Annotated in this window: 12 protein-coding genes; 6 read left to right on the plus strand and 6 right to left on the minus strand. The window is 36.1% G+C overall.

What is annotated here, in order from left to right; translation table 11 throughout:
* Positions 1 to 9: 9 nt before the first annotated feature.
* The 4 genes from cysS to ACAM30_RS14810 all read right to left on the minus strand — a co-directional run bounded on the left by cysS (position 10) and on the right by ACAM30_RS14810 (position 4,040).
* Positions 10 to 1,488 carry a cysteine--tRNA ligase gene (gene cysS / locus ACAM30_RS14795; RefSeq protein WP_369615368.1) on the minus strand — a complete coding sequence of 493 codons (1,479 nt, stop codon included), beginning with the start codon at positions 1,486 to 1,488 and terminating at the stop codon, positions 10 to 12.
* A 55-nt stretch (positions 1,489 to 1,543) separates the two neighbouring features.
* Positions 1,544 to 1,933: a four helix bundle protein gene (locus ACAM30_RS14800; protein ID WP_369615369.1), complete on the minus strand. Its 390-nt coding sequence runs from the start codon at positions 1,931 to 1,933 to the stop codon at positions 1,544 to 1,546.
* Between the two features lie 36 nt (positions 1,934 to 1,969).
* Complete coding sequence (gene folE / locus ACAM30_RS14805; RefSeq protein ID WP_369615370.1) at positions 1,970 to 2,641, minus strand: GTP cyclohydrolase I FolE; 672 nt, start codon at positions 2,639 to 2,641, stop codon at positions 1,970 to 1,972.
* Between the two features lie 202 nt (positions 2,642 to 2,843).
* On the minus strand, positions 2,844 to 4,040 hold the full coding sequence (locus ACAM30_RS14810) for a pyridoxal phosphate-dependent aminotransferase (RefSeq protein ID WP_369615371.1): 1,197 nt from the start codon (positions 4,038 to 4,040) through the stop codon (positions 2,844 to 2,846).
* Between the two features lie 123 nt (positions 4,041 to 4,163).
* Here ACAM30_RS14810 and ACAM30_RS14815 point away from each other — a divergent pair, with 123 nt between their 5' ends.
* The 5 genes from ACAM30_RS14815 (at position 4,164) to ACAM30_RS14835 (ending at position 12,022) form a co-directional block, all read left to right on the plus strand.
* Positions 4,164 to 5,489, plus strand: coding sequence for a PDZ domain-containing protein (locus ACAM30_RS14815; RefSeq protein ID WP_369615372.1), 1,326 nt, complete (start codon positions 4,164 to 4,166; stop codon positions 5,487 to 5,489).
* Positions 5,490 to 5,610: 121 nt separating this feature from the next.
* The gene (locus tag ACAM30_RS14820; RefSeq protein ID WP_369615373.1) at positions 5,611 to 8,250 is read left to right on the plus strand and encodes a gliding motility-associated C-terminal domain-containing protein; all 2,640 of its coding nucleotides are present in this window, start codon (positions 5,611 to 5,613) and stop codon (positions 8,248 to 8,250) included.
* A gap of 32 nt (positions 8,251 to 8,282) precedes the next feature.
* Positions 8,283 to 9,218 (plus strand): type IX secretion system membrane protein PorP/SprF, encoded by a 936-nt coding sequence (locus ACAM30_RS14825; protein WP_369615374.1) that lies wholly within the window; start codon positions 8,283 to 8,285, stop codon positions 9,216 to 9,218.
* A 1-nt stretch (position 9,219) separates the two neighbouring features.
* A complete protein-coding gene (locus ACAM30_RS14830; protein ID WP_369615375.1) occupies positions 9,220 to 11,394 on the plus strand; it encodes an OmpA family protein in 2,175 nt (724 codons plus the stop codon).
* 139 nt (positions 11,395 to 11,533) lie between these two features.
* Positions 11,534 to 12,022 (plus strand): hypothetical protein, encoded by a 489-nt coding sequence (locus ACAM30_RS14835; protein WP_369615376.1) that lies wholly within the window; start codon positions 11,534 to 11,536, stop codon positions 12,020 to 12,022.
* A 121-nt stretch (positions 12,023 to 12,143) separates the two neighbouring features.
* On the opposite strand, the gene ACAM30_RS14840 is transcribed toward ACAM30_RS14835, so the two are convergent.
* Positions 12,144 to 12,524, minus strand: a complete 381-nt coding sequence (locus ACAM30_RS14840) for a DUF1573 domain-containing protein (RefSeq protein ID WP_264529430.1) — start codon at positions 12,522 to 12,524, stop codon at positions 12,144 to 12,146.
* Between the two features lie 251 nt (positions 12,525 to 12,775).
* Between ACAM30_RS14840 and ACAM30_RS14845 the strand changes: the two genes are divergently transcribed.
* A complete protein-coding gene (locus tag ACAM30_RS14845) occupies positions 12,776 to 15,409 on the plus strand; it encodes a valine--tRNA ligase (RefSeq protein WP_369615377.1) in 2,634 nt (877 codons plus the stop codon).
* A 154-nt stretch (positions 15,410 to 15,563) separates the two neighbouring features.
* Here the strand turns inward: ACAM30_RS14845 and ACAM30_RS14850 are convergent, their stop codons facing one another.
* Positions 15,564 to 16,187, minus strand: coding sequence for a GyrI-like domain-containing protein (locus ACAM30_RS14850; RefSeq protein WP_369615378.1), 624 nt, complete (start codon positions 16,185 to 16,187; stop codon positions 15,564 to 15,566).
* Between the last annotated feature and the right edge of the window lie 144 nt (positions 16,188 to 16,331).

A 16,331-nucleotide genomic window follows, 5' to 3' on the forward strand; every position in this document is an offset into this window, starting at 1 on the left:
ATGAGTGATTTATATAGAGAAGCTTGTTCCTTCTTTTCCATCTTTCAACTGAATTCCCAAGCCAATCAACTGATCGCGAATCTGATCTGAAAGGGCAAAGTTTTTATCGGCTCTGGCCTGATTTCTCATAGCGATAAGCATGTTCACAGTTCCTTCCAGCTTGTCGCTGTTTCCATCGGCAGCTTTGTCATTGACTAAACCTAAAACATCAAAAACAAAAACGTTAACTGCAGTTGTAAAAGTGTGTAAATCCTCAGCTGTAAGGGTTTCTTTTCCTTCTTTTAATAAATTGATGTAACGAACCGCTTCAAACAATTGTGCAATCAGAATTGGCGTGTTGAAGTCGTCGTTCATAGCATCGTAGCACAATTGTTTCCATGATGCAATGTTTATAGAACTTGTTGTACTTGCTGCAATTGTTGGTAATCCTTCTACAGCTTCCATCAATCTTTTAAAGCCTTTTTCGGCAGCCACAATGGCATCATCAGAAAAATCCAGAATGCTTCGGTAATGTGCCTGTAACATGAAAAAACGCGTTACAGATGCTGAAAAAGCTTTGCTTAGAATGTTGTTGTCTCCGCTTAAAATTTCTCCCGGTAAAATGTTATTTCCGGTCGATTTTGCCATTTTCTTTCCGTTTAAAGTCAGCATATTGGTGTGCATCCAGTAGTTTACCGGAGACTGACCTGTACATGCTTCGTTTTGCGCGATTTCACATTCGTGGTGTGGGAACTTGAGATCCATTCCACCTCCGTGAATGTCAAAATGATTTCCAAGATATTTGGTACTCATGGCAGTACATTCTAAATGCCAGCCCGGGAAGCCATCGCTCCATGGCGAAGGCCATCTCATAATGTGTTCCGGTTCTGCTTTTTTCCAAAGTGCGAAATCCTGAGGGTTTCTTTTGTCAGATTGTCCGTCAAGATCGCGGGTATTCGCCAGCATATCTTCGATATTTCTACCACTTAAAATTCCGTAATTATTAGTTTCGTTGTATTTCACAACGTCAAAATAAACCGATCCGTTAGCTTCGTAGCCAATTCCGGTATCGATAATTTTTTTGACGATTTCGATCTGCTCAATAATGTGTCCGGTAGCAGTTGGTTCAATACTTGGCGGTAAGAAGTTGAAGGATTTCAATATGTTATGAAAATCAACGGTATAGCGCTGAACGATTTCCATAGGTTCTAATTGTTCCAATCGTGCTTTTTTAGCAATCTTATCTTCACCTTCATCAATATCGTCTACAATATGTCCCACATCGGTAATGTTACGTACATAGCGCACTTTGTAATCAAGATGTAAAAAATACCTGAATATCATGTCAAAAGACATGAAAGTTCTAACATTTCCTAAGTGTACATTGCTATAAACCGTAGGTCCGCAAACATACATTCCAACGTTTCCTTCATGTATAGGGTTGAAACTTTCTTTTTCACCCGAAAGTGAATTGTATATTTTTAGATGTTGAGCTGTGTATAAAGGCATTTTTTTGTCGTTTAATCGTTTATTTGTTTATTGTTTGTTGTTTGGTGAAAAAATGTTATTTGAATTTGAGGCCTTTGATTTCACATTTATTTAAATAATTCATCATGGCCCCAATTTTATTTTTTACCAGTTCAACTTTTTCATTTAGTTCTAAATACTGTTCTTCAGTAATCAGTTTTTTGTCGAACGCTCTATAGGATTGTGATTTTACTTCTCCGGCTGAACCTTTTGCGATACTTAAAAAAATGATGAATTCTCTGTTTCCATTTCGTTCAAAACCTTCGGTAATATTATCCATGATTGAACCTGAGCTTCTGTCAATTTGGTTTGTTAGTGAATAATTAGTTTTTAAGTTGGTGTTTTGAATTAAATACTCAATTTGCTGACAAATTTCTCTGGCAAGTCTCCAGATTTCCAGATCTTCAAATTTCTCTATTTTTGCCATAAAAACAACAAACTATCAACCAAAAACAACAAACTTTTAAAACGGCGTATCCAATTTAATATAATCCAAAAGTTCTCTTTTAATTTGCGGATCTTTAAATCTGCCGCCAAATTCAGAGGTTACCGTACTGCTTTCGATATCTTTGATTCCTCTTGAATTTACGCAAAGGTGTTTCGCGTCAATCACGCAGGCTACGTCTTCGGTTCCAAGGGCTTTTTGTAATTCCTGAACAATTTGCATGGTTAGACGCTCCTGAACCTGAGGTCTTTTAGCATAATATTCTACAATACGGTTCATTTTGGATAAACCAATAACTCTTCCGTTAGAGATATATGCTACGTGAGCTCTTCCAATAATTGGCAGTAAATGGTGCTCACAAGTAGAATAAACCGTAATGTTTTTTTCTACCAGCATTTCACCGTATTTGTAGTTGTTGTCAAAAGTAGAAGCTTTTGGCTGTTTTGAAGGATTAAGACCTCCAAAAATTTCTTTTACAAACATTTTGGCTACTCGGTTTGGAGTACCTTTGATGCTGTCATCCGTCAAATCCATTCCCAGAGTTTGAAGGATGTTTTCAACATCTTTTTTTATTTTTTCTATTTTTTCGTCGTCACTTAAGTCAAAAGCATCCGCTCTTAAAGGATTTTTTGCGTTACTGCTAAAGTGATTGTCTCCTATTTCGTCTAAAAAATCTTCGTTATTTATCATTAAAAACTTACTATTAGTATGGGTATTTCTTTTTAAGGCGGTAAAGATAATTAATAAATGGTAAACCTTTTCTATGGTTTTTACTATTTAATTGCGGCTTTTGTCATAAAATGCAAATTGCGGGTAAAATGAGATTTCTTTTAAAAGCAAAAGACAATAACACGGTATGTTATTGTCTCTAGAAATATTGTAAATACTGACCTTATTTTTTATTGTAAGTCAAAAGTGCTTCTTTTAAAATGTTTACGGCAGTTATTAAATCTTTTTTGTTTAAAACATAGGCAATTCGAACCTGATTCAGTCCCATTCTTGGTGTTGAGTAAAATCCGGCAGCAGGAGCAACCATAACCGTTTCACCATTGAGGTCGTAACTTTCTAAAAGCCATTGCGCAAAATCTTCAGAATTCTCTATAGGTAATTGTGCGATGCAGTAAAATGCTCCTTTTGGTTTCGTTACAATAACGCCTTCAATTTTATTTAATTCGGCAATTAAAGTATCACGACGTTCTTTGTATTCGGAAATTACCTCGTCAAAATAACTTTGCGGAGTATCTATTGCTGCTTCACATGCAATCTGCTCGATTGTAGGGGGGCTCAGACGTGCCTGTGCAAATTTCATTACAGTGGCCAGTACTTCTTTATTTTTGGTTACCAGACATCCAATTCTGGCGCCACACATGCTATAACGTTTAGAAACCGAATCGACCATGATTACGTTTTGCTGAACATCTTCCAGATTCATTACAGAAAAATGTTTGTCGTCTCCGTCGTATAAAAACTCGCGATAGACTTCGTCAGCAATCAGGTATAAATCGTGTTTTTTGATTAAGGCTGCCAGTTGTCTGATTTCTTCTTCAGAGTATAAATATCCGGTTGGATTTCCGGGATTACAGATTAATATGGCTTTTGTTTTTGTAGTAATGAGTTTTTCAACTTCTTCAATACTTGGTAAAGCAAATGCAGTTTCAATAGTAGAAACCAAAGGAACAACAGTTGCACTTGTTGAAGATGCAAATGCATGGTAATTAGCATAAAAAGGTTCCGGAATGATGATTTCATCTCCCGGATCTGTAATTGTGGCCAGCGCAAATAGTAAGGCTTCAGAACCACCGGTTGTAACAATGATGTCTTCTGTGTTAACGTTTACATTTTGACGCTGGTAAAATTGAGCTAATTTTTTTCTATAGCTTTCATATCCGGCTGACGGACTATATTCTATAAGGGTTAAGTCAATATTTTTTACCGCCTCGATGGCCACTTCGGGTGTCTTGATATCCGGTTGACCAATGTTTAAATGATACACTTTGTGTCCTTTTTTCTTTGCTAAATCAGCAAAAGGAGCAAGTTTACGTATCGGTGATTCGGGCATGTTTCTGCCTTTGTGTGAGATTGTTGGCATGGTTTTATTTTATTGAAGTGCAAATTTGCATTTTTTTTTCGAATTTAACGTAAACATTACAGGTACTTATTAATTTGTAGTAATTATCGATATTTTTAGTAATTTTATCTTAAAATTTTATCAATGAGAAAACATTTCATGTTGTTTCTTGGGCTTTTCACAGCTTTTACACTTCAGGCGCAGGAAGATTTTCAAATAGGAAATCGTGCCTCTAAGGTTACGATACCTTTTACATTAATTAACAATCTGGTTTTTATTCCTATAAAAGTAAATGGAGTAGAACTGAATTTCTTACTGGATTCTGGTGTTGAAGAAACCATTTTGTTCAGTATGGAAGAAATGCAGGAAGTTAGTTTTAAAAATGTTCAGAAAATTAAGCTGAGAGGTTTAGGAAGTGACAACGAAATTGAAGGTTTGAAATCGACCAATAATGTTTTAGAAACTCATGGTTTAAAATCAAGCAACCATTTGCTTTATGTTATTCTGGATCAAACTTTTAATCTGTCATCGCACATTGGAATTCCGGTGAATGGTATTATCGGATATAAATTTTTCAAAAACAACCTCGTTGAGTTAAACTATCAAAAGAAGAAGATTGTTGTTCATCAGAATAATGAAGAGACTCTTAAAAGACTGAATAAAAAATTTAAAGCAGTTCCTATTACGATCGAAAGATCTAAACCGTATCTGTACACAACCGCATTTGTAGACAATGCTGCTGTTCCCGCAAAAATGTTAATTGATATTGGTAATAGTGATGCTTTTTGGATTTTTAAGAATGATATTATAAAACTTCCGAATAAAAATTTTCCCGATTTTTTAGGGAAAGGTTTCAGTGGTGATATAGAAGGACATCGTGCCAAAATTGAAAAGTTTTCTATAGGTGAGTTTGATTTTAATAACCCTATCGTGGCTTTTCCGGATTCAACTTCGATTCGAAATGTGAAGATGGTGCCGGGACGAATTGGTTCTGTCGGTGGAGAAGTTTTAAAACGATTTACAGTTGTACTGGATTATGCGGATAAAACATTGTATCTCAGGAAAAACAGTAAATTTTCAGAGCCTTTTACTTATAATAAGAGTGGAATTACTGTGCAGCACAACGGGCTTCAATGGGTTCAGGAGACGGTTCATTTGGAGACTGTGCAGGTTGTTAATTCAGTTCAGGAAGCGGGTTATACTGCTAAAAAAGATAACAATTTCAGATATAAGTTTTCACTAAAACCAATTTATGAAATTGTAAATATCCGTAAAAACTCAGCCGCAGAACGTTGTGGATTGAAAACAGGAGATGTCATTGTTCGAATTAATCATACGCTTCCGTACAAATATACCTTACAGCAAATTAATTCACTTTTAAAGTCGGAAGAAGATGTTTGGATAGATTTAGAAGTAGAAAGAAATAGTCTTCTTTTAAAATTTAGATTTAAACTGGAAGATGAGTTGTAGTAGGCTTTAACGTTATTTTTTTGTATAATTTTTTTGTAAAAATTTAATTATTAAAGTAAGCTTTAATTGTTTAATAAACATTATTATTTCGTTATGTTTGTAAAAAAATAACCGGAAGTCTATGGTGAAAAATTACACTAGTTTCTTGCAATTCGCATTGTTTTTTATGGTCTTATTGGTTAGTGCTTCAAAACTTCAGGCGCAGTGTGCGGGAACTGATGCGCAAAAAATAATTTGTGATATTGAAGATCCGGTCAATCAATCAATCTCTTTGTTTTCGTTATTGGGAGGTACCCCGGCTCCCGGAGGAACGTGGACGGATAATAATAATTTAAGAGGCTTAGATACTTCTACAGGAATGTTAAACGCACAGCTTATTTCAAGTGGGGGAACTTACCAATACACCTATACTGTAACAACGCCGGGATGTGTTGTAAATAAAGCGACCGTAACCTTAACTATTGGCGCATATTCAGGAATTGGAACTGAAGCTACAATCTGTAATGACAGAGGAGAGTATAATCTTTTTACAGCATTTAATAGTGTTATTATGGGACCGCATTCCAACGGAACATGGAGGGATAGTAGCGGTAGGATTGTAAGATCTACGTTCACGGTACCAAAGGTACAAGTGAAGACCACTTATAATTTTACTTACACAGTGCCGCCTGTACTGGCATGCGAATCGGTACCACTTACCTCGGCAGTGAAGATAACGGTTGTAAGGAAGCCGGAAGCCGGAGATCCAACAGATAAAGAATTATGCGGTACGACTGATTTGGGACCTTATGCTAATTTTGACCTGCACGACCTGCTTTCAGGGGAAGATATGGGAGGTAAGTGGAGTGGTCCCGGTATTATCGCGTCAACAGGCTATACCGTTAATCTTCAGACATTGTTTGCTACATCCGGACCAGGAGAGTACATTTATACCTACACTGTTTTTGCGGTTCCGGATCAGAATATCTGTGAAAATGATGTTGAAACGATAAAAATTACACTGGAAAAGAGATTAGATTTTACCGGCGCAAAGCTGGTGGTTAACTCGGATATTTGTGAAGATAAAATGGCAACAGCATCGTATACCGCACGAATTACGCGAGGGGCTCAAGCTATCCCGGACGGAGAATATGAAGTTCAGTATACTATTACAGGGCCTACCGTTGCATCAGCAACTGTAAAGGCTAATTTTACTAATGGGGTATTGATATTTCCGCTTAATTCTAATTATTTTAAACAAATAGGTACATTTACGCTTACTGTTACCAGCATTATAGCCACATCCAGTAAAAGATTGTGTACCAATATAATTAATAATTTATCAGACGATTTAATTATTAGTCCTTTGCCGCGTTTAGACGGAGCCGTTTTAACAACTATTCCAGTTTGTCAAAATGAGGCAGCAGTAGTTCAAATTTCAAATGCTTCGTTGTTGGCTAATGGAACTTACAGAATTACGTATAATCTGACGGGTGATAATGTTGTTACCGGTAGAACAGCAAATATTGCAGTTTCCGGCGGCAGTGCAAACTTTGTAATTCCGGCGAGTTTAAATGTAAAAAGCGGATCGTCAGCAATTACAATAACTGGTATCACAAACATTACAAATCCGTCTCCCCAATGTTCGAATGCGGCCAATGTAAAAGGAAACCAGGTTATCAATCCTTTGCCGGATGGAACAACTGTTGTGGTACAGGTCGAAAATTTTTGTTTTGGAGAGCCAGTTCCTGTTGCGGTTTCCGGATTAGGAAATTTAACGGACATTACACTCTCTTACACGCTTTCTGACAGTAACTCATCTGCATTACAGACCGTTGTTTTAGCGGTTACAAACGGAAAAGTTGCTTTTGTTATTCCTGCAGAACTGCTTTTAAATACAGGTTCGACAAGAATTAAGGTTCTAAATGTGAAAAACAATGTGACATCCTGTGATATTGATTTGGTTAATGTGTCGGATACTTTTATAATAAATTCAATTCCTGGCGCTCCGCTTGCGGCTAGCCCGCAGATTTTTTGTAAAGTGGAAGGAGCGGTAATTACAAATCTAACACCGCGTGGAGCTCAGTACAAATGGTATAGTTCGGCAACGGCAACAGCACCACTTGCTGATACGTATGTTTTAAAAACAGAGCAGCTTTATGTGAGAGAAGTTTCTGCTGCAAATTGTAGTTCTGCACCAACTCAGGTTTCGGTGGTGGTAAACGATACACCGGCTCCAACTCTGAATTCTGGAGGGGAGAATTTTTGCGGTTTAAAAAATCCTACCATTGGAGATTTATCCAAAGCGACCAATGTATCTTCGACAGTTGCCTGGTATGATGCCGAGAATGATGGCAATTTGTTGACTTCAACAACTTTGCTTCGAGATAAGGCAACTTATTACGGTTTCGATCTTTCGGTTGTAACCAGTTGTATTTCTGATAATTATTTAGGAGTTACAGTTTCTTTATTCGATTGTAATCCGGATGAATATGCCTTTTTTATTCCGGACGGATTTTCACCAAACGGAGATAACGTAAACGATACTTTCAGAATTCCGGATATAGAATTTTTGTACCCGGATTATACTCTTGAAATTTTCAACAGATATGGAAATGTGATGTTTAAAGGAGATAGAAATAAACCCAATTGGGATGGAAGAAATTCTGAATCAGTCGGTTTTGGTGACGGAATTGCGGCAAATGGAGTCTATTTTTATGTGATCAATTTTAATAAAAATAACAGACGTCCGCAACAAGGCCGACTTTACCTGAACAGATAATTTTCTTTTATAGCATTTAAGATAAGTTTCAAATGAAAAAAGTACTACTTTTTATAAGTTTCCTCTTTTGTATCACATCAGCTTCGGCCCAACAGGATCCTGAGTACACCCATTATATGTACAACATGAGTGTAGTTAATCCTGCTTATGCGACAGGAGTTCCCGCGATGATGAATTTTGGAGGATTGTACAGAACGCAATGGGTTGGAGCCGTTGGAGCACCTAAAACTTTCACCTTTTTCGGACATACAGCTTTAAGTGATAAAATAGAGGTTGGGCTTTCATTGGTTTCAGATGATATTGGTGACGGAGCCAAAAAAGAAAATAATTTCTACGCTGATTTTGCCTATGTCTTAAATCTGGGTAGAAAAAATAAACTTTCACTTGGACTAAAAGCTGGTTATACCTCGCTTCAAAGTAATTTCAACGGGTTTAAATTAGAAAGTGGAGATGCAGCCAGTGATTTGGCTTTCGCCCAAAATGTAAACGTCACCAAACCTAATATTGGGGTGGGGGCCTATTATTTCAGAGACAATTTTTATGTTGGTTTATCCGTACCAAATTTGTTGAGCACCAAACATATCGAAGAAAAATCCGGAATCAACGCTTACGGATCAGAAGCCATTCATACTTTTTTAACGGCAGGATATGTTTTTCAACTCAATGATAAGGTTAAACTAAAACCTGCTATTATGTCAAGATTTGTTCCGGGAGCGCCGGTTAATTTAGACCTGACAGCCAATGTTTTGTACAATAATAAATTCGAATTTGGGGCAGCCTATAGAGTAAACGATGCCGTGAGTGCTTTAATGAATATAAATGTAACGCCAACTTTAAGAGTAGGCTATGCTTACGATCATACGCTATCGAATATGGGCAGGTTTAATTCCGGAACACACGAAATTATGCTGCTTTTTGATTTAGACTTATTAGGAAAAGGATACGATAAATCCCCAAGATTCTTTTAAAATGAAAAATAGGAAAAAACTACTCGTTATTGTATTCGTATTTTTAATACAGTTTTTGCAGGCTCAGGATTTTGAATTGGCCAGAGCCAAGCGTTTTTTTGATAAAACGCATTATGCTGAAGCCATTACTTTATATGAAAAATTAGCAGAAAATAAGCCATCGCAGGAAGTAATTAAAAATCTGGCGGATTCTTATTTTTATACCAACGATCTGATAAAAGCCCAGCGATATTACCGACTTTTGATTCAAAATTATGGCAATGATTTAGACCGGAATTATTATTTCAGATATGCACAGACTTTAAAAGCAAGCAATAGTTATGACGACGCCAATGCAGCCTTAAAAGAGTATTATTCAAAATCAGATAATAGTGATGCGGTTTCTAATTTTGAGAAAGAGTTGAAAACTTTGGAGAATGTTTCGGCAATTGGGAAACGATATGAACTTAAAAATTTGGCAATCAACACCCCTAATTCAGAGTTTGGAGCAGTAAAATACAATGAAAATCTGGTTTTTGCAGGAGTAAAATTAAAACCCGGATTATTGGATAAGAAATTCAAATGGGACAATAAAACATATTTGAATTTAGTGACGATTCCTCTTAAAAACAGTAATTCCGCGGATTCTATAGTTCATTATTTTGCCAAAGAGTTAAAAAGCGGGATGCACGAGGCAAACGCGGTTTTTACGAAAGACGGTAAAACGATTTATTTTACGCGTAATAATTCCAAAAATAAAAGCAAGAAAACAAACGAGCAGAAAATTTCGAATCTTCAGATCTTTAAAGCCGAACTGGTCGAAGGGAAATGGAAAAATGTAACGTCACTTCCGTTTAACAGTTCAGAATATTCAGTCGAACATCCTGCATTGAGTCCGGATGAAAAAGTGTTGTACTTTGCATCAGATATGCCCGGAACTTTGGGTTCGTTTGATATCTATTCAGTTAACATCAATAAAGGAGCATTTGATACACCCCGAAATTTAGGACCAACCATTAATACCGACAAAAGAGAGCAGTTTCCTTTTGTCTCAACAGATCAAAAACTTTATTTTTCTTCTGACGGACATTTGGGTTATGGATCGCTTGATGTTTTTGTTTCAGATATTAAAGGAAACGAATACAGCAAACCTGTGAATGTGGGACAACCTTTGAATTCAAATGGAGATGATTTCTCTTTCAATATCGATGCTGATACCAAAGAAGGTTATTTTGCTTCCAATAGAGAGGGCGGAAAAGGAAGTGATGATATTTATCAGATTAAAGAAATCAAAGATCTAATTGTAGAAGACTGTAAACAATTCATTGCAGGAATTATTACAGATGTCGATACCAAGCTGCCTTTAGAAAATGCGACAGTGACTTTACAGAATTCAGATCAAAAGGTGCTAAACTCAATTATTACTTCAGCAGATGGAAAGTTCAGTTTTACTGTTGATTGCGAAAGTTTGTTTACTGTTTTAAGTTCCAAAGAAAAGTATACAAGCGCATCGAGAGTCATATCTTCCGGAAAAACCAGAGATGCAAGCCATGATGCTTCGATGGCACTAAGATCTTTGGAGGTTATAAAACAAGAAGAGTTACAAACAGCTGAAAAGAAAAGACAGGAAGAGCAGCAGCTTGCAGAAAAGAAAAGGCAGGAAGAAGAAATTGATACGAAACGAAGAAAAGAAAGAGAAGCATTGGCTGCTATTGCTTTAAAAGAAGCAGATAAAAAAGCAAAGGCAGACGAAATTATAGCAAAAGAAATTAGAAAGAAAGAGAAAACAACTCAGATTCTTGCGCAGGAGAAAGATGTAATAAAAGACAATAAAGGGAGGTTAATCATTAAAACCGATCCGATTTACTTTGATTATAATTTATGGTACATCCGAAAAGAATCCAAAGTAGTATTGGGACGTGTGGTGGAATTAATGCAGAAATATCCTGACATGGTAATCGAAATTGGATCACATACCGATTCAAGAGGAAATGAAAAGTTTAATGCCAATTTATCTCAGAAAAGAGCCAGTTCAACCAGAGATTTTATATTAGAATCTGGTATTAATGCTAAAAGAGTTACGGCAAAAGGATATGGGGAATCAGTACCTATAGTAAAATGCAACCCAGATGAAGCCTGTTCTGAAGAAGAACATGAATTGAACAGAAGAAGTGAATTTGTAATTAAGGATTTATAAACACGAATGTGGGTCAACCCAATAGATTTTTAAAATCTGTTGGGTTTGATGTTTTAAAAAAATAGTATAGAAGCCTTTTTTATGGCTTCTTTTTTATTTAATTTTATAAAATAACAACGATTTTAAAAAAAAAATAATTATGAAAAACCTAGTTGTATCCTGCTTGCTTGTGACGTGTATCGGACTTCAAAGCTGTAAAAATAATGAAGATCAGAAGGCGGCTGAAGCAGCTAAAGCAGATGCTGAGACCATCGTAAGTACAGAATGTTATAAAGCTATATATGAAAAAGATATTATCGATTTAAAACTAAACACACTAAAAAATGGAAAGATAAGTGGTAACATGACGATGAAAGTTTCCGCAGCAACAGAAAGAGTGGGAGAATTAGCAGGAGAATTTCACGGAGACACCTTATTTGCCGATTATACTTTTCAAGAGGTAACCAATAAGAATAAAACTTTTAAAAACCCAATGGCATTCTTAAAAAAAGACAAAAGACTTATTTTAGGCAACGGGACGATGCAGACCACTATGGGAGTTACTTATCTGGTAAAAGACAAACCAATCGATTTTGACCGTGTAAAATATAAATTTGATGCTGTCGAATGTACTGAGAAGTCTAAATAATAACCTCTAAAAAACAAATCCGACAGGTTTTTTAAATCTGTCGGATTAGATTGAAAATACAGATAAAAAAAGCCGCTCCTTGAGTAAGAAGCGGCTTTGCTATTTTTTAGATTTTTATTCGTTATAAAACTTCACCTTTGATTTTTAAGGCTACTCTGCCGTCAGGGTAGTTTACGGCATTAGTTTCAACAGTAATTGTTTTACGAATCGGACCGGAAACCATGTTATATTTTACGTCAATTTTACCTTTTTTTCCTGGCATAATTGCTGCTGCGGGTTTGGTAACAACTATAGAACTTACGGTAGATTCAGCACCAGTAATCAAAAGCGGGGCATCACCTGTATTGGTAAATTCAAAAGAGCGAACTCCATTGTCACTTTTCGAAATTTTTCCATAATCAATTGTATTGTCTTGGGCTTCAAATTCAATTTTTGGGCCGTTTTGTGCATAACTTATTGTACTAAACAATACGACTGCAATAAAAGAGGCTACATTTTTCATTTCAAATTTTTTTTAAGTTGTAAGTAAATATACATTCTTTTAATTAACACACAAATTATTAATTCGCTTTTTATAGTGTACTTAATTATTTACTTTTGCTGTCAATAATTAGTACAAAAATTGAACCAGTTTTTCTGTTTAATTGTTTGACCGTGTATCTGCTTCATCGATTGATGATTAGCAAAAGCTGTAATTACAGTAACCAAACGATTAGACAAATAAACAAATTAACGATTAAACAACCCTAGTAAATGACAATTCCAGCACAATTTGACGCTAAGACGATCGAGAGCAAATGGTATGATTACTGGATGAAGAACAACTATTTTCATTCAGAACCTGATCACAGAACACCGTATACAATTGTAATTCCGCCACCAAACGTCACAGGAGTCCTTCACATGGGGCATATGCTGAACAATACTATTCAGGATGTTTTAATTCGTAGAGCGCGTCTTAAAGGCTTTAACGCCTGCTGGGTTCCGGGAACGGATCATGCTTCTATCGCGACAGAGGCAAAAGTAGTACAGAAATTAAAAGCGGAAGGAATCAACAAGAATGATTTAACCCGTGAGGAATTCCTTAAGCATGCCTGGGAATGGACTGATAAATATGGCGGGACAATCCTTGAACAGCTTAAAAAATTAGGAGCTTCCTGCGATTGGGAAAGAACTAAATTTACAATGGATCCTGATATGTCAGCATCTGTAATTCGCTCGTTTGTAGATTTGTACAATAAAGGATTAATTTACAGAGGATACCGAATGGTAAACTGGGATCCGGAAGCAAAAACAACGCTTTCTGACGAAGAAGTAATCTACGAAGAACAACAAGGGAAATTGTTTTTCTTAAAGTATAAAATTGAAGGTTCGGAAGATTTTCTTACGATCGCAACTACGCGTCCTGAAACTATTTTTGGAGACACTGCAATCTGTATCAACCCGAATGATGAGCGTTTTGCACATTTAAAAGGAAAAAAAGCTATCGTTCCAATCTGTGGAAGAGTTATTCCGATTATTGAAGACGAATATGTAGATGTTGAATTCGGAACCGGATGTTTGAAAGTGACTCCGGCACACGATATGAACGATAAAACGTTAGGAGAGAAGCACAATCTTGAAATCGTTGATATTTTTAATGAAGATGCTACATTAAATAGTTTCGGATTGCATTATCAGGGCAAAGACCGTTTCGTAGTTCGTGCTGAAATCGCAAAAGAGTTAGAAGAAATCGGAGCTTTGGCTAAAACCGAAATCCATTTGAATAAAGTGGGAACTTCTGAAAGAACCAAAGCGGTAATCGAACCAAGATTATCTGATCAATGGTTTTTGAAAATGGAAGAGTTGGTAAAACCGGCAATTGAGTCAGTTTTAGAAACGGGAGACATTAAATTGCACCCAAAACGTTTTGAAAACACTTATGCGCACTGGCTAAATAACATCCGTGATTGGAATATCTCACGTCAATTATGGTGGGGACAGCAAATTCCGGCTTATTATTATGGAGACGGAAAAGAAGATTTCGTAGTAGCAGAAAATATTGAAGATGCTTTAGTTTTAGCTAAAGAGAAAACAGCTAACAACTCGCTTACAACATCTGACTTAAAACAGGATGTTGACGCTCTAGATACCTGGTTTTCTTCCTGGTTATGGCCAATGTCAGTTTTTGGTGGAATAATGGATCCGGAAAGTGCAGATTATAAATATTACTATCCAACAAATGACTTGGTAACAGGTCCGGATATTTTATTTTTCTGGGTAGCCAGAATGATCATTGCAGGTTATGAGTACGCAGGCGAAAAACCATTTACGAATGTGTATTTAACCGGTTTAGTTCGTGATAAACAACGTCGTAAAATGTCTAAATCGCTAGGAAATTCACCAGATCCTTTAGATTTAATCGATAAATTTAGTGCAGACGGAGTTCGTGTAGGATTGCTTTTGAGTGCTTCTGCCGGAAACGATATTATGTTTGATGAAGAATTGTGTAATCAGGGGAAAGCATTTTCGAATAAAATCTGGAATGCCTTTAAATTGATTAAGGGATGGGAAGTTTCTGAAACTATTCCACAGCCGGAATCTTCAAAAGTAGCCATCGAATGGTATGAAGCAAAATTACAGCAAACTTTAGTTGATATTGAGGATAACTTCGAAAAATACAGAATTTCAGATTCATTGATGGCCATTTACAAATTGGTTTGGGATGACTTCTGTTCATGGTTCTTAGAAATGATTAAACCGGCCTATCAGCAGCCAATTGATAAGGCGACGTTTGATAAAGCGATCGAAATGTTAGAAAGTAATCTGAAATTGCTACATCCGTTTATGCCTTTCTTAACCGAAGAAATTTGGCATTTACTTGCTGACAGAACTCCGGAAGAAGCTTTAATCGTTTCGACCTGGCCGGAATTAAAACCTTTCAATGCTAATTTAATTTCAGATTTTGAAAGTACTATTGAAGTGATTTCAGGAATCAGAACGATTCGTAAGGATAAAAATATTCCGTTTAAAGATGCTATTGAATTAAAAGCCATCAACAGTGAGAATATCACGACGTATTTTGACTCTATTGTTACGAAGTTAGGGAACATTTCAGCTTTTGAATATGTTACCACTAAAGTGGACGGAGCATTGTCTTTCCGCGTAAAATCAAATGAGTATTTCATTCCGATTTCAGGAAACATCAATGTCGAAGAAGAAATCGCTAAACTGACTGCAGAGTTGGTATACACCCAAGGTTTCTTAAAATCGGTTCAGGCAAAATTATCTAACGAAAAATTTGTTGCCGGAGCACCTGAGAAAGTTTTGGCTAATGAAAAGCAAAAAGAAGCTGATGCATTAGCAAAAATCGCTACAATCGAGCAGAGTATTGCTGGTTTGAAATAATCAGCTTTACGATTATATATTTAAAACCGACAGATTTTTGAAAGTCTGTCGGTTTTTTTGTGATTAGTTTTTTTGGCCACGAATTCTCAAATTACTCCTTTGCTTACAGATAGTAAAAAATAAAATTCGAGAATTCGTGGTGATTAAAAATATTCTATTTTACAGGTTCTCTAAGTATTGTTCTCAATTTCTCAGAAGCTGTTTTTCGAAAGTCTGATAAATAAATTTCATGGTGTAGACCATTTTGTTGCAGTTGGTGTGTTGTAGAAAACTCCTGTATTTTTTTCAGCGTTTGCGGTTCATTTTCAAAAGGCCCGATATGAAGAACCTGTATCACTTTGCCTTCAGCCATTTCATAGAATTCAATTGATTTCGCGCGTTCTATTTGTTTTTTAGTGGCAGTATTTTGAATGGCTTCTTCTGTTTGTTCTTTAGTTACGAAATCCGGCATTCTGATCATAATTCTGTAATCCCATTCACTTCGGGGTATTTTTAGCGGAGCTTCATCCATAGAAATGTCTTTGTATTTTTCAGCATCAAAACTCCATAAGGCTTCCAGTTTGGGAACAACAAAATCATTATTTACGGCTTTCTGCATGAATTTAATGGCATAAGCAGTGGCATACATGGCCTGTATGTTTTCTGAGAATTCTTGTCCCGAAGGATCACCTTTTCCTGTAATCGATATGTAATTTGTTTTTTCAATGTACACTATTTTGGGATTAATTTTAGCAGTGTAGTATACTTTATCGGTTTTTGTTAAATCTAGTTTGCTCATCTTTTTAGTTTTGTTGCAAATTAAATCACAGAAGGTGACAACGGTATGTCAGCAGAAGTAGATTGCATCTAAAAAAAATCGCCCCGAATTCACGAATTATGTGTTTTCACAGATAGTAAAAAAATAAAATTCGTGCATTCGTGG

The organism is Flavobacterium sp. CFS9, assembly GCF_041154745.1.
In the GTDB taxonomy this organism is placed as follows: domain Bacteria; phylum Bacteroidota; class Bacteroidia; order Flavobacteriales; family Flavobacteriaceae; genus Flavobacterium.

Excerpts from the sequence above, each read along its gene's own strand:
- ACAM30_RS14850 (WP_369615378.1), bottom strand. The coding sequence starts at position 16,187 with ATGAGCAAACTAGATTTAACAAAAACCGATAAAGTATACTACACTGCT.
- ACAM30_RS14845 (WP_369615377.1), top strand. The coding sequence starts at position 12,776 with ATGACAATTCCAGCACAATTTGACGCTAAGACGATCGAGAGCAAATGG.
- ACAM30_RS14800 (WP_369615369.1), bottom strand. The coding sequence starts at position 1,933 with ATGGCAAAAATAGAGAAATTTGAAGATCTGGAAATCTGGAGACTTGCC.
- ACAM30_RS14825 (WP_369615374.1), top strand. The coding sequence starts at position 8,283 with ATGAAAAAAGTACTACTTTTTATAAGTTTCCTCTTTTGTATCACATCA.
- folE (WP_369615370.1), bottom strand. The coding sequence starts at position 2,641 with ATGATAAATAACGAAGATTTTTTAGACGAAATAGGAGACAATCACTTT.
- ACAM30_RS14820 (WP_369615373.1), top strand. The coding sequence starts at position 5,611 with ATGGTGAAAAATTACACTAGTTTCTTGCAATTCGCATTGTTTTTTATG.
- cysS (WP_369615368.1), bottom strand. The coding sequence starts at position 1,488 with ATGCCTTTATACACAGCTCAACATCTAAAAATATACAATTCACTTTCG.
- ACAM30_RS14815 (WP_369615372.1), top strand. The coding sequence starts at position 4,164 with ATGAGAAAACATTTCATGTTGTTTCTTGGGCTTTTCACAGCTTTTACA.
- ACAM30_RS14840 (WP_264529430.1), bottom strand. The coding sequence starts at position 12,524 with ATGAAAAATGTAGCCTCTTTTATTGCAGTCGTATTGTTTAGTACAATA.
- ACAM30_RS14830 (WP_369615375.1), top strand. The coding sequence starts at position 9,220 with ATGAAAAATAGGAAAAAACTACTCGTTATTGTATTCGTATTTTTAATA.
- ACAM30_RS14810 (WP_369615371.1), bottom strand. The coding sequence starts at position 4,040 with ATGCCAACAATCTCACACAAAGGCAGAAACATGCCCGAATCACCGATA.
- ACAM30_RS14835 (WP_369615376.1), top strand. The coding sequence starts at position 11,534 with ATGAAAAACCTAGTTGTATCCTGCTTGCTTGTGACGTGTATCGGACTT.